Origin of the sequence: Sphingobacterium hungaricum (assembly GCF_015210005.1) — a bacterium.
Lineage (GTDB): Bacteria > Bacteroidota > Bacteroidia > Sphingobacteriales > Sphingobacteriaceae > Sphingobacterium > Sphingobacterium hungaricum.
In genome coordinates, this window is the sequence record NZ_MU158697.1 from 513,457 (window position 1) to 527,705 (window position 14,249).

A 14,249-nucleotide genomic window follows, 5' to 3' on the forward strand; every position below is an offset into this window, starting at 1 on the left:
TTTTTATAAGAGTGTATTAAATTACTTAAAATTTCCAGCGTACGAAAGCTTCAATAGCTTCGTAATTGGCTAACCCCAATTTATGGTACAAGGCAGCGGTATCGCTCGTACGGTCTTCAGCTCTTACCCAGAATTCTCTTGGATCATCTCCTGGGAAAACCGGAAGATCTTTTTGAGACTGGTGCTTGAAAATAGCCAAACGTTTACGTTTTACTTCCTGTGGTGAAAGTGGCACTGCCATTTCAATTTCATGAATTGGATATTCGTGCCATGCACCGCGATACAACCATAACCAGCAATCTTTTGTCCATTCGTCAGTTTCTCTCAAACGCAATAAAGCACTTAGAATAATATCAAAACATACTTTATGTGTTCCGTGCGGATCTGCAAAATCTCCTGCAGCAAAAACTTGCTGTGGTTTTACAGCGCGCAACAATTCCATAGTTTGAAGAATATCATCTTCATAGCTTACATCTTTCGAGAATTTACCGCGATCATAGAAAGGCAAATTTTGGAAATGAATGTTTTCATCTGGCAAACCTACGAATCTCGCTCCTGCAATAGCTTCTCCTTTTCGAATTAGACCTTTTATAGTGCGAACGATTTCTGGATCTACTTGATTTGGTTTTTTGGTTTTGAAAAACTCACGCGCCTCTGAGTAAACTTTTCTAACCAAACCTTTATCGTCATCGATCGCAACCGCGAAATCTCCAACAAATTCTAAATACCTTAATACATCATCATCCCAAACGGCTGTATTTCCTGAGGTCTGGTAAGCAACGTGCACATTATGGCCTTGATCCGCTAAGCGAATAAATGTTCCGCCCATCGAGATGACATCATCATCCGGATGTGGAGAAAACAAAATTACATCTTTGCGTGCAGGCTCGGCTCTTTCAGGTCTGTTTGAGTCGTCTACATTCGGCTTTCCACCTGGCCAGCCTGTAATCGTACGCTGCAATTCATTGAAAACTCGAATATTGATACCATAAGCAGGCCCCTTCTCTGTTACCAACTGAGCCATACCGTGGTTGTTGTAGTCGTCATCAGTTAATTTCAAAATCGCTTTCTGCAATTCCAAAGACAACCAAACTACTGCTTTTTTAGCTAAATCATCCGTCCAGACAACATCCTTAGCGAGCCAAGGCGTATTATATCGTGTTAATGCCGAAGCGGCGTCTTGATCTAAAATGAATTCGGCACGGTCTGATAATTGTAGATACGTAGCCGGGATATCTGAAGATATTTCACCTTCTACAGCCTTTTTTACAATTTCCGCCTTCTTCTCATTCCATGCCATTAAAATAATTTCTTTGGCTTTGAAAATAGTCCCCACACCCATTGTTAGGGCTTTTGTCGGCACATTTTCTTTACCACCGAAATCACGTGACGCATCTCGACGAGTCAAGTCATCTAGGGTAACTAGACGCGTCCCTGAATTTGGAGCAGAACCCGGCTCATTGAAACCGATGTGTCCCGTACGTCCAATTCCCAAGATCTGAATGTCTAAGCCGCCAAGATTCGAAATTTTTTGCTCATAGCCTTCACAATATTCCTGCACTTTTTCGACGGGAACAGTCCCGTCAGGAATATTGATATTTTCTTTAGGAATGTCAATCATATCGAACAAGTGCTTGTTCATAAAAGTGACATAACTTTGGTCGGCAGTTGGCAACATCGGATAATACTCATCCAAATTAAAAGTTACCACATTCCGAAAACTCAGGTTCTCTTCTTTGTGCAGACGAACCAATTCTTTGTACACCTTTACAGGAGTCGCGCCTGTTGCTAAACCAAGAACTGCGGTTTCGCCTTTCTCTTGCTTTTCTCTAATAACATTCGCTATTCTTTTTGCAACACCGATTGAAGCGACTTCTTGATTGGGATAAACTTGTACCGGTATCTTCTCGAAACGAGTTTCTTCCAATAAATTTAATCTTGCCATTGGTAGGATAATTTGATTATTGATTAAAAAGTGAGAAACAAATTTAGAAATAAAAGCTATGCTTTTTCAATTTTCAAGTGATTAAAATCAATTAAATTCAGGATTCATTCACTCAATCGTTTGCATATTCAACTTTTTATTTGATTCTAATCAGGTTTTCTATCGCCTTTTCCAACGTTTCTTGTTTTTTGGCAAAACACAATCGTACTACCTGTTGGTCAAGGCTGTCCTTATAAAATGCTGAAACCGGAATCGTTGCTACTTTGTATTCAGAAGTTATTCTTTTAGCGAAAGTTAATTCTTTTTCCTCGCTCAAATCAGAGTAATCAGCAAGCAAGAAATAAGTGCCCTCGGGAACGATTGCTTTCAATCGTGAACCGCTTAAACCTTCTAACAGAAAATCTCTTTTCTTTTGAAAAAAATCATTTAATTGCAGATATACATTTCTATCTTTTAGATAATCATTTATCGCGTATTGAATTGGGGTATTTACACTAAAAACCAAAAATTGATGTACTTTCCTAAATTCGATCATCAATTCTGTTGGCGCGATAACATAACCGATTTTCCAGCCAGTCGCATGAATCAATTTACCGAACGAAGCAATCACGAAAGTGCGATGGGCCAATCGTGTGGATGATAGCAGGGAAAGGTGTTTTCTTCCATCAAAAACTAAATGTTCATAGACTTCATCGCTTAAAATCAAGCAATTGGACTGTTCTACCAAATCTTCTAATTTCAAAACATCTTCTTTAGTCAAACATTTCCCGGAAGGGTTATTGGGATTGTTAATAATCATCAACTTTGTTCTTTCAGAAAACAGCGATTTTACTTCCTCCCAATCAATCTTAAATTCAGGGCTTTTAAGTTTCACGGCAACAACTTTTCCTCCAAACAGCTCAATGGTTGGACGATAGGAATCGTAAGCGGGTTCGAAAATAATGACTTCATCTCCCGTTTGAATTACTGCCGCAATGGTCGTAAATATTGCTTGAGTTCCACCAGCGGTAATCGTAATCTCTAAATCCGGATTGATTGGCTTTTGATAGAGAAAATTAACTTTTTCTGCAATGGTTTCTCTCAATGATAAGAGGCCGGCCATTGGAGCATATTGATTATTCCCAGCCGTCATGTATTGATTGACGAAACTGATTAATTTTGGATCGCAATCAAAATCAGGAAATCCTTGTGACAAATTGATTGCATTTTCTTTTGCCGCGCATTCAGACATAATGGAGAATATGCTTGCCTGCGTGTCGGGAAGTTTGGAGAAAATGCGTAACTTTTGAAATACATTTGTCATTTTGCGTTTTTTAAGTCTACTAAAATAATAGGTTATTTTATCTTTGACTAGATTAATTTGTAATTACATGAAAAAAATATTTTTAGCAACGTTATTTCTACTCCCTATCTTATTATTTGCTCAAACAAAAGAGGAATTAATCAAGCAGGTGAAAGCGAATCCAGATAAAACCGAAACATTAAAAATCATTCAGAAAGTCGGGGGCTACACGCCCGATTACAAAGAATTGAATAGCTTGTTTAAAGGGCTGGATAAATCTGTTCGAAAATCGGACGAAGGGAAAGTGTTCGAACGATACATCAAGACGTTAGAAAGAACTTCAGTAGGTAAAAAAGCGCCTGGCATTACACAGTTTGATTTGAAGGGCGAGCCCTATTCACTTTCAGATTTACAAGGAAAATATGTGCTGATTGATTTTTGGGCGAGCTGGTGTCCAGACTGTATTCGAGCGATTCCAGATCTGCTTGTGACATACAATGAATTTAAAGATAAAAACTTTGATATTTTAGGTGTTTCCTTCGACAGAGAATTTGCTCCTTGGGAAAAAGCAGTTAAGAATTATAAATTAGATTGGAAGCACATCTCTGATTTGCAGAGCTGGGGAAATGCAGCCGGTCAAGTTTACGGTGTAAAATCAATTCCACAAAATATTTTGGTCGATCCTAAGGGCATTATCGTCGCGCGAAATGTACATGGCGAAGAATTAAGAGCCAAGCTGCGAGAGCTTTTATAGGAGAAAAAATAAAGGACAAAGAAAATTGGGCACAATTAATTTCTGCCCCATTTTCTTTGTCTCATAAATTCGGATTTTACTTCATGGATGAAATCCAGATGGAGTCAGCCCCATAATCTGTCGGTTGCGGAGAAGCTTCAATAATTAATTCTCCACCTTTTGCGAGCTCTTCGCGCTTCATCCAAACCCGCCGTAAATCTTTTCCATTCCATTTCACACTTTTTATGTAGCGGTGCTGTGAGTCAAAATTCTTAACGACAATGTGCAATGGCTTCTTTTCGTATTGAATGGTAATCTCTTCAAAGAGAGGAACATTCAGGTAATAAATCGGCTCGCCGATTAAAGGCTGATGCAAGCCTATTGAGGTAAGGATAAACCAAGCCGACATTGCGCCAGCATCATCATCCATTGTCCGAACAAATGCTTTCGGTTCGTTTTTATAAATTCGGTCGATATGCGGACCGATTCCCCTACTGTTGTCATTAAAATAATATTGAATCACCGTATCGACCGCCAATTCCTGAACTAAGGATTGGTATCGCCAAGGTTTTGAACTTGCATAATAAAGCACCGGCGATTGAATATCAGGCTCATTCGCACGGTTAAAATACTGCTTATCAAAAAACTCATCCAATTGTTCGCTCAGCGCATCTTTGCCGCCAATCAAATTTCGCAACCCTTCCATATCAAATGGGACATTCCAGCGATATTGCCTAATGGTTCCCTGGTACATATTTCTGGCAGACATTCGATCAACATCAGAACGCGTAAGGTCTTTAAATTCTTTGTTCCAAATCGAAGCATAGGTCTTTGATTTAGAAAAATAATTTTCGGATTCTCCGGCAGGAAATAAATTTCCCATCGCCCACATATCGTAAGCTGCTTCCAAATATTTATCGGGCTTCGCCCAGTCAAATCTTGCTGTATCTCTTATCAATGAATCACGGATGGACTTAAAATCGATATCGTATCCTTTCTTCTTTGCGTCCAGCAAAACGACCGCAGCATGTTCGGTTCGTACTGAATTTGCAGGCTCATTCTGTCCCGCGAAATCATATTTGCCATACTTATACAAATCAGAAATGGAAGAAACCACATCTTGATAGAGCGAAGGATAGGCTAGTTCCAATAAGGGAAGCTGCGTTTTATAGTTATCCCAAATCGCCCATCCATGATAGCGTTTTCCCTTGGTTTGATGAATCTGTCCATCCGTGCCACGGTAATTGCCGTCTGGTTCTGAAGTCTGATACGGTGATTGCAAAGTTCGATAAAGCAAGGAGTAAAATAGATTTTCGCGCTCAGGATCGCCTTTAACGACAATATGGGACAAGAAATTTTCCCAAATAAGCGTTGATTTCGATTTCACCTGAGCATAGTCAAGTTTTGAATTTTCAGTGAGCGTTGCTAATGCGTAGGATTTATCTACTGAAGAGAATGCGATTTTTAGCTCGGCTTTCTCTTGATTTTCCGACAGGATAACTTCAATCCGATTTCCTGATTTTTTCAGCTCGGCATTTGGAATTGAGATTGCATAATAAATGGTGTACACACCAACATGGCATGTGGTTTTTGACCTAATCTTTCCCAAAATGATTCCGTCAGGAGAAATCTCGTATTCATTCGACACGAATGCACGGTTGAACGAATGTTCGAAATCAATCAACAAACCTTTTTTACCTTTTGGAAAAAAATATTCATGCGTCCCGAAATTGCCGTCCACAGCAAATTTTGCCTGCATGTTTTCTCTCAATCCAATTTCATAAAATCCTGGACCGGCTATTTCTGTTTCTTTAACTAATTTTTCTTCTGGATTTGTTAAATAAGGTTTTACGAAAATTAACCCTCCGCTTCCCTGACATCCTACACCTTCAAAACGGTTATGCGTAAAGCCTAAAATTTCTTTCGCATAATGCTCATAGCCCATGTGCAAATTTGGATAAGTCTGCGGCGCAATGCTCAATTGATGAAAAGGCGAAGAAGCCGCTGGCGACAACTGACCGTGGTCTCCAGAAGAGCCAAGGAAAACATTCACTTTCTCCGTTAACTGTTGCGCTTGGCTATATCCAAACGACAGGATGCAGATGCTGCACAAAAATAGTTTAGTAAAAATTTCTTTCAGTGTAGAAAAATTCATTGTATTGGGTTTAGAGTTTAAGGGTTTTTTTTATCCAAATAGCGCAGAAAATAAATCTTCCAATTTAGCTACAGGCCGTATCGCAATGTCATACTTTTTAACATCAAGACCTTTTGTGTTGTATTTGGAAATAAAGATGGATTGGAAACCTAGCTTTTCAGCTTCGGCAATGCGTTGGTCAATGCGGTTTACCGCCCGAATTTCTCCCGAAAGACCGACTTCTCCAGCAAAGGTATAGGTATTTGGCAAAGGAATATCTTGCTGAGAAGAAATTATGGCCGCAACAACGGCTAAATCAATTGCAGGATCCTCAACCCGCAAGCCACCCGCAATATTTAAAAACACGTCTTGCGCACTCAAGCGAAAGCCAAATCGTTTTTCCAAAACCGCCAATAACATGCTTAACCGTTTTGTATCAAAACCTGTGGAAGTACGTTGCGGAGTTCCAAAAGCTGAATTGCTGACCAATGCCTGCACTTCAATCATTAAGGGACGAACACCTTCCAGCATCGATGCGATGGCAACGCCACTAACAGGCTCATCGCGCTGTGACAGCATGATTTCAGAAGGATTCGATACTTCGCGAAGTCCAGACCCCTGCATTTCATAAATTCCTAATTCCGAAGAAGAACCAAAACGGTTTTTCACGGCACGCAAAATACGGTAGACATGATGACGGTCGCCTTCGAACTGCATAACAGTATCGACCATATGTTCCAATACTTTGGGGCCAGCTATTGCGCCGTCTTTGGTTATATGGCCCACGATAAAAACAGGTGTGCTTGTTTCTTTCGCGAAGCGCAATAATTCGGCGGTACATTCTCTAACTTGCGAAACAGAACCGGGAGCCGATTCGATCTGTGCCGAATGCAAAGTTTGGATAGAATCGATAATTACCAAGTCAGGCTGGATAACTTCCAGTTGTTTAAATATATTTTGCGTGGATGTTTCAGTTAAAATAAAACAATTGGCGTTTGAATTTTGAACCAACCTTTCTGCACGCATTTTCAGTTGCTGCTCGCTTTCCTCCCCGGAAATATATAATGTTCTAATTTTTGGAATGGTCAAAGCCAACTGCAACATTAAGGTTGATTTTCCAATACCAGGTTCTCCGCCGATTAACACCAATGAACCAGGAACAATTCCGCCGCCTAAAACGCGATTGAATTCTGCGTCGGGCGTTGCCAATCGCTGTTCATCTTGATAGACAATTTCATGAATGACGGCCGCTTTGTTGGCGCGCTTAGTTGTGGTCGTTGTTGAGCTTCGCCATTCGGGCACTTTCGAACTCACTTTCTCGACGACTTCTTCAACAAAAGTATTCCATTGTTTGCAGGAAGGACATTGTCCGAGCCACTTCGGCGATTCATAGCCACAATTTTGACAGAAGTAAGCTGATTTTGATTTTGCCATTGCACGAATTTACTAAAATTGTCTTCAAACCATTTTAAAAAAATAGAATTCTGCCTGTAACAAATTACCTTTGTGTTCGACTAATTAAACAATGCACCAAAAGCTGGAACAAGAATTTGTGTTTTTACTGGAGGAGAATCAAAACATTCTCCACAAAATCTGCAAGCTGTATGCGAAGGATGAAGAAACACATAAAGACATGTTTCAGGAAATGGTCATTCAATTATGGCATTCATTCCCTAAATTCAAAGGAGATTCAAAATTTTCAACTTGGGCGTATCGAGTTTCGTTAAATACGGCGATTTCTCTCTTCAGAACTAAAAAGAGAAAAATTTCAACCGTTGATTGGAATGAATCTTTTGAGCGGTTGCGTTATGAAGAATATGACATGCATGAAGAAGAGCAACTAAAAAGCTTGTATGCTGCTGTCAGAAACCTAAATGATATTGAAAAAGCCCTGGTGTATATGTACTTGGAAGATAAAGATTATGGTGAAATTGCCGAAACACTAGGAATCAGCGAAGTGAATGCACGGGTAAAGATGAACCGGATTAAAACGAAATTAAAAGTCATGTTAAGTCAGAAAGGAGAAGCATAATGGACGAGTTAGATTTGTTAAAAAAACACTGGCAAAAGAACAGCGATTTTCCGAAGGTGAATAGCGAGGAGATTAAGAAAATGTCTCACAAAAGTTCGTCTTCTATCGTAAAATGGATATTTATAATCAGTTTAATCGAATTGGCTTTTGGCTTATCGTTAAATCTTTTACCCTCCCCCGAGAAGGAGTATTCCAATTTCTTTTTAAATTTTGAATTAGCTTCACTGCTAGTTTTTTACCCTGTAGTTATCTTTTTTATCTATCAGTTTTTCAAGAGTTATCTTGCGATAAAAAACACTGATTCAACAAAAGTATTATTAGAGAATATTATTAGAACAAGAAAAAATGTAGAGGCTTATATTAAGTTTAACATTTACTATTTTGCAGTTGTTTTCTTTATTGTATCTGTTGAAGAAATCAGCATGGATATACAGAAAGCCAAAGAAGTAACTTCCTTCCTCGTTTTTAAAGAGGTTTGCATGTTCATTGCATTCGCCATTATTGCAGTGCTGTTCATCATGTTCGCAAAATATATTTACCGTTTAATTTACGTTCGGCTTTTAAAGAAGCTGAACGTAAATTATGATGAACTTAAAAAATTGGATTCTGAATAAGTAACACATAACTTATTCAGCATCTAATTTTCAATAGCACCTTAAAACTTAAGGTTTCGTAAAAATTCCGTTAGATCGACTTCCTTATCCAACCCTAATTTTTTCTTTATTCTATATTTTGCCATACGGACTGACTTGCGTTCTACATTCAGATGAGAAGAAATTTCAGCACTATCAAACTTTAAGTAAATGTATGAACAGTATTTCAGATCGATTTCTGTCAGTTCGTAATTCGACATTTTCATCAAATATTTATAGAAGGAAGGGTGGACTTTTTCGATTGCATTTTTTGCCTCATCAAATTGCTTGTCGACCTGGTTATTGTTTTTTAGCAAGTTGTTAAACTTTTTGGCTTCTTCAGGTTCAATCTTGCTCGAAATCTCTTGCAAGAGCTGATCTTTATGATTCAGCTGCATAATATGCATCAAATTGATGTTATGCGCTTTCTCTTGCTTCAATTCTAAGACTTCTTTCTGCAAGAGCATCTTTTCATTTTCTTCATTTTTCAGATGAAGTTGCTGCGCAATGTTACGCTTCTCCAATTCAAGATTATCGCGTTTGCTCTTATAGTAAAAGTAAATAAACAAAGCCGTTGCGATCGCAAACCCAATTGCTATCGACAAGATGACATTTCTGTTTCTTTGCAAAGCCGTTTTCTCTTCTAAAACTTTTATGTCTTCGTTTTTCTTACCAATCTCATAAATCGCTGTAAGATTCAAAATCTCTTGTTTGGATTCCTCATTAAAACCCGTTAAAAGCTGTGTAAGGCATTCCTGCATCAGATCGTACGCACCTTTAAAATCCCCCCGGCCAGCGTAAAATCTTGCCAACCGACGGTAAGAATTGCTCAGTAACTTATTATTTGCGGGCTTTACATTCTTCAGCAGTTCAATTGATTTTTTTAGGATTTTTTCCGCTTCGGCAGGATTTTTATCTCGAAGAATATTGGTGTGGACAGAATAAATATGTGCTAGTATATGATTTTTCTCTGCCAAATGTTCAACGGTTTCATAAGCCAAATTAAGGTAATGCATTGCCAGAGAATCTGCATTTGGAGCTTGTGGATTATAGTAGGAATAATAGTCAGAGGCATTGATATAGATGATTGCTAATTTATAGTAACCAATTTCTTTGCTGTGGAATTTCGCCAAATCCAGCAATTCTGCTAAGTAGCCTTCCGATAGGAGTTTATCTTTTTCGGATCTAGTGTTATCAAAAATATTGGCCTGAGAAGCATCCAAATTAATCAATGCAGAATGTAAATAAGCCTTATTGTTGATGCTATCGGCAATTTTGTAGATTTTTTTCGAATAGGCTATGGCCTGTTCAAAATTCCCATTGAGGCTCTGGCTAATCCCAATCAATCGATTCGCATGAAATTCTATTTCGACATTGTGGTGGTCACCCAACGCATCTAAAGCATCCTGAGCTTGGACGATTGTTAGAATATTAACAGCAATCCAAAAAAAAATCAACAAATATTTTTTAAGAAAAATCCTTTCTTATTAATTACAGCATTATACTCCTTCAATTCTGTACAATAGACAGAGATTTTTGAATTTGAAATCGAATGATTCAATCGACCTTCAAACTTATAATACCTTGGAGTATTTCCTTTTGCTCTTTCAGAGTTTGCATTCGATTTTTTCCAAAATTTTTCATTAGAGTAGCTAACACAATACCCAATTGATAATCAAATTAAATTACTTGCAACAGTATTTTATTATCAATCTTATTATATCTATCATAATTTATCTATAGTTATATTTGCACCCATGCTTTATTTCCATATTCCTTTTTGCAAACAAGCTTGTCACTATTGTGATTTTCATTTTTCAACTTCGTTGAAATATAAAGATGAAATGCTTGTCGCTTTGGAAAATGAGCTGAAAGTCAGGGCTTCCTATTTAGAAGACAAAACCGTTCGTTCCATTTATTTTGGCGGCGGAACGCCATCATTGCTTAGCGCAAGCGAAATTGCCAGGTTAATCGGTCAAGTTGAACAGCACTACGAAATCGCCAGCGATGCAGAAATAACAATCGAAGCAAATCCAGACGATTTGACAAAACAAAAAGTCGCTGATTTAAAAGGCACTGAAATCAATCGGTTCAGTATTGGCATACAATCGTTTTTTGAAGAAGATCTACGCTGGATGAATCGTGCTCATGATGCGCAAGAAGCAGATGCCGCGATAAAACGTGTGCAGGATGCGGGATTTGAAAACATTACAAGCGATTTGATTTATGGATTTCCTTTATTGACCGACGAAAAATGGCTGTCGAATATCCAGAAATTGATTGACTTTCAAATCCCCCACATTTCGTCCTATGCAATGACGGTCGAAAGCAAAACCGCTTTGGATCAATTTATAAAAAAAGGAAAAACGCCCGCAATGGATGAACTGCAGAGCGCGGATCAATTTACGCTATTAATGGAGAAGCTGATAGCGAATGGATTCCAACATTATGAAATATCCAACTTCGCCAAACCTGGCATGTACGCGAAACATAATACCAATTATTGGAGAGGGAAACATTATTTAGGCATAGGCCCTTCTGCACATTCCTTTAATGGGACTTCCAGATCTTGGAATGTAGCCAATAATGCCAAATACATAGCGGGTGTCGAAGAGAAATCATTGAACATCGAAACAGAAGCTTTGTCAACGGAAGACCGCATTAACGAATACATTATGACTTCGCTAAGAACGATGTGGGGCATTGATTTAGATAAAGTACAGGCAGAATTTGGATCGCACACTAAAGATTATTTGGAAAAAGAAATTCAGCCTTTTATCGAAAAAGGAGACGCAGAAAAATCCAATCAGCATATTATACTAACTCAGCAAGGCAAATTAGTTGCCGATCATGTAGCTTCAGAACTCTTTCTAGTTGACAAAATGGACTTTTAATTTATACCAAAACCTATAAGCTTGCTTTTCGCGGCTTACTCTCAGGCCGCATCGAGGCTGCCGCTGGATGGCTTTCTAAGATGGCCTTTAGGCGGATAAATTCAGGATGGTCTTCGCTCCAAATATTCTTTGTTTCAACTAGTCCGTTGCTGTATTCATACAGCTCATAAACCACTTCTCTATCAGCTCGCATTGGCGTCCAGCGAACCATACGAAAGTTTTTGTCACGAATGGCCTCTCCAAGCATTCCTCCGCGAGGAAAACAATGATAAACATATTCTCGGATATCCTGTTTTCCAGAAGAAAACATAGGTTCAAAACTCACGCCGTCTAAAGGCTGTTGAACTTCTGGAGTTTTTAAGCCGCATAGCGCCGCCAAGGTTGGAAACAAATCGACTGTTTCAATAAATTCCTTTGTCTTAACACCATTGTTATGATCAGGATGATGAATGATCAATGGAATCCGGTTGGCTATCTCGTAGTTCACGTGCTTTGTCCACATGCCCATTTCTCCCAACAAATAACCGTGATCTCCCCAAAGAACCACGATGGTATTGCTGTCCAAGCCTGTTTCTTGCAGTTTTTGGATTACTTTTCCGATCTGCGCATCAACATAAGAGACACCGGCATAATAGCCATGCCTTAATTTCATCGCCAACGAGTCCGGAAAAGGATCGACAGTTGCTGACAATGGAATTCCTGCATATTGTGAAATTTCCTCATCGCGCTTTGTTGCAAATTTTGGCGCCAAATCTGGGTTCGTTGTCCTATCGACATTGTCAAAATCTTGCTCATTGTACAAATCCCAATACTTCTTCGGAACCGAAAACGGGAGATGTGGCCTAGCAAAGCCTACGGCCATAAAAAAAGATTCACCTGTATTTTTTAATTCTTCTAACCGCTGCATCGCTCGATTAGCGACCCGTCCGTCTGCGTAAGTATCATCTGAAACATCTGGCGATTCATAAGCCGCACCTTTAGGCAACTGATTTGCTTCTGCCCAAGAGACATTCGCAAACAAAGCTTCTTCACGGGTAGAAGAATGTGTTGATTTATCGGCATATTCAATAACCTTTTCATGAAAATGCGGTACTGACCAAGACTGTTCATCGTTGTAGGTGTTATGCCCTACATGAAACACCTTTCCAATCGCTTCCGTATGATAGCCTTCCTTTTTGAAATACTCCGGAAGTGTTGTAGCTTGTGGATAAAAATCCCTAAATGCCCTTCCAAAATCATATAAGCCAGTGGATGTAGACCTTGCTCCTAGCAGCAAATTATATCTGGAAGCTACGCAGACAGCTTGATTCGTATAAGCCCGTTCGAAAACATGTGAACTCTTCGCTAGTTGATCGAGGTTTGGTGTGACCGAAAGGCTGTCTCCAAATGCACCAATAGAAGGTCTTAAATCATCCACTAATACGAATAAGACATTCAATCTCTTCTTATCTTGTCCATTGACATCAGTAAAGAAAATGCTAAGCAAACAGAGTAGGCCGATTTTATAAATCATTTTTGCGGTTTATTTATTTGAACAGAATTTAACTGGATCTAAATCAGATACGCTAAATTAAAGTCTTAGTTGAAAATAATGTCGTTAAATTATCTCAATTTACAGTTATTTTGTATCAAGTAAAATTATTTTTATTTTGCTTTATTAAATTACCTTTGGAATCCATACGTTTTCCAATACTACTTTATCAACACCTAAGCTAAGCATGAATAATTCTCCGGAAAAACATCCCACCGTACTCGTTGCTGATGACAATCAGGAAATACTTGATTTACTTGCTGATGATTTAAGCGAAAACTATGAGGTTATCAAGGTTACAAACGGCCAAGAAGCGATCGATTATCTACAGGAGAACATGGTTGACTTAATTGTCAGTGATGTCATGATGCCTTATGTCGATGGCTATGAGCTTTGCGCTCGGCTAAAAGAGAGTGTGAGCCACTGCCATATTCCCTTTATTCTACTGACGGCTAAAATCAATCTGCAATATAAGATTGAGGGATTAAACCATGGTGCAGACGCGTATATAGAAAAACCATTTTCTCCAACCTACTTGCAGGCTCAAATTAGCAGCCTGCTTCGCAACCGCCATCATGTGCGCGAACACTACAGCAAATCACCAGAAACTCCTTTGCAAAGCATGGCTTTCAATAAAGCTGATCAGGTTTTTCTTCAAAAACTAAATAGCTTGATTATGGATAATTTATCGGAGCAAGGTTTATGTGTGGATATGCTGGCTGACAGCATGCACATGAGCCGACCTACTTTGTACCGCAAGATAAAAGCAATTTCAAATCTTTCGCCAAACGAATTAATTAATATCACCCGCTTAAAAAGAGCAACCGAACTATTGATTGACCGCGAATTTAAGATTTATGAAATTTCAGCTTTAGTGGGTTTTAATTCATCATCGCACTTCACAAGAAATTTCCAAAAACAATTTGGAATCAGCCCAAAAGAATATGCGGATAGCATAGAAAACAAAACGTTATAAGATCCTCAACCTGAGCCTCCCAAACAACAGGTCGACAGGAGTAAAAACAACTCTAATTTTAGGTAAAAAAAGGCCTTAAAATTCGCTCAA

Annotated in this window: 11 protein-coding genes; 5 read left to right on the top strand and 6 right to left on the bottom strand. The window is 38.8% G+C overall.

What is annotated here, in order from left to right; translation table 11 throughout:
• Nucleotides 1-25: 25 nt before the first annotated feature.
• Both nagB and C4F49_RS02240 read right to left on the bottom strand, forming a co-directional pair.
• On the bottom strand, nt 26-1,945 hold the full coding sequence (gene nagB / locus C4F49_RS02235) for a glucosamine-6-phosphate deaminase (protein WP_196934215.1): 1,920 nt from the start codon (nt 1,943-1,945) through the stop codon (nt 26-28).
• Between the two features lie 136 nt (nt 1,946-2,081).
• Nucleotides 2,082-3,248, bottom strand: coding sequence for a methionine aminotransferase (locus C4F49_RS02240; RefSeq protein ID WP_196934217.1), 1,167 nt, complete (start codon nt 3,246-3,248; stop codon nt 2,082-2,084).
• Nucleotides 3,249-3,315: 67 nt separating this feature from the next.
• Between C4F49_RS02240 and C4F49_RS02245 the strand changes: the two genes are divergently transcribed.
• The gene (locus C4F49_RS02245; RefSeq protein WP_196934219.1) at nt 3,316-3,981 is read left to right on the top strand and encodes a TlpA family protein disulfide reductase; all 666 of its coding nucleotides are present in this window, start codon (nt 3,316-3,318) and stop codon (nt 3,979-3,981) included.
• Between the two features lie 76 nt (nt 3,982-4,057).
• On the opposite strand, the gene C4F49_RS02250 is transcribed toward C4F49_RS02245, so the two are convergent.
• Nucleotides 4,058-6,115 carry a glycoside hydrolase domain-containing protein gene (locus C4F49_RS02250; protein ID WP_196934221.1) on the bottom strand — a complete coding sequence of 686 codons (2,058 nt, stop codon included), beginning with the start codon at nt 6,113-6,115 and terminating at the stop codon, nt 4,058-4,060.
• Nucleotides 6,116-6,145: 30 nt separating this feature from the next.
• On the bottom strand, nt 6,146-7,528 hold the full coding sequence (radA, locus tag C4F49_RS02255; protein WP_196934223.1) for a DNA repair protein RadA: 1,383 nt from the start codon (nt 7,526-7,528) through the stop codon (nt 6,146-6,148).
• A 91-nt stretch (nt 7,529-7,619) separates the two neighbouring features.
• On the opposite strand from radA, the gene C4F49_RS02260 reads away from it, so the two are divergent.
• Both C4F49_RS02260 and C4F49_RS02265 read left to right on the top strand, forming a co-directional pair.
• Nucleotides 7,620-8,126, top strand: coding sequence for an RNA polymerase sigma factor (locus C4F49_RS02260; RefSeq protein ID WP_196934225.1), 507 nt, complete (start codon nt 7,620-7,622; stop codon nt 8,124-8,126).
• Nucleotides 8,126-8,740, top strand: coding sequence for a hypothetical protein (locus C4F49_RS02265; protein ID WP_196934227.1), 615 nt, complete (start codon nt 8,126-8,128; stop codon nt 8,738-8,740). Before C4F49_RS02260 ends, C4F49_RS02265 begins: the two co-directional genes overlap by 1 nt.
• A 41-nt stretch (nt 8,741-8,781) precedes the next feature.
• Here the strand turns inward: C4F49_RS02265 and C4F49_RS02270 are convergent, their stop codons facing one another.
• Nucleotides 8,782-10,215, bottom strand: a complete 1,434-nt coding sequence (locus C4F49_RS02270; protein ID WP_196934229.1) for a hypothetical protein — start codon at nt 10,213-10,215, stop codon at nt 8,782-8,784.
• A gap of 300 nt (nt 10,216-10,515) precedes the next feature.
• Here C4F49_RS02270 and hemW point away from each other — a divergent pair, with 300 nt between their 5' ends.
• A complete protein-coding gene (hemW, locus tag C4F49_RS02275; protein WP_196934233.1) occupies nt 10,516-11,652 on the top strand; it encodes a radical SAM family heme chaperone HemW in 1,137 nt (378 codons plus the stop codon).
• 13 nt (nt 11,653-11,665) lie between these two features.
• On the opposite strand, the gene C4F49_RS02280 is transcribed toward hemW, so the two are convergent.
• Complete coding sequence (locus C4F49_RS02280) at nt 11,666-13,165, bottom strand: sulfatase (protein WP_196934234.1); 1,500 nt, start codon at nt 13,163-13,165, stop codon at nt 11,666-11,668.
• A 205-nt stretch (nt 13,166-13,370) separates the two neighbouring features.
• On the opposite strand from C4F49_RS02280, the gene C4F49_RS02285 reads away from it, so the two are divergent.
• Nucleotides 13,371-14,159 (top strand): response regulator transcription factor, encoded by a 789-nt coding sequence (locus tag C4F49_RS02285; RefSeq protein WP_196934235.1) that lies wholly within the window; start codon nt 13,371-13,373, stop codon nt 14,157-14,159.
• Nucleotides 14,160-14,249 lie beyond the last annotated feature (90 nt).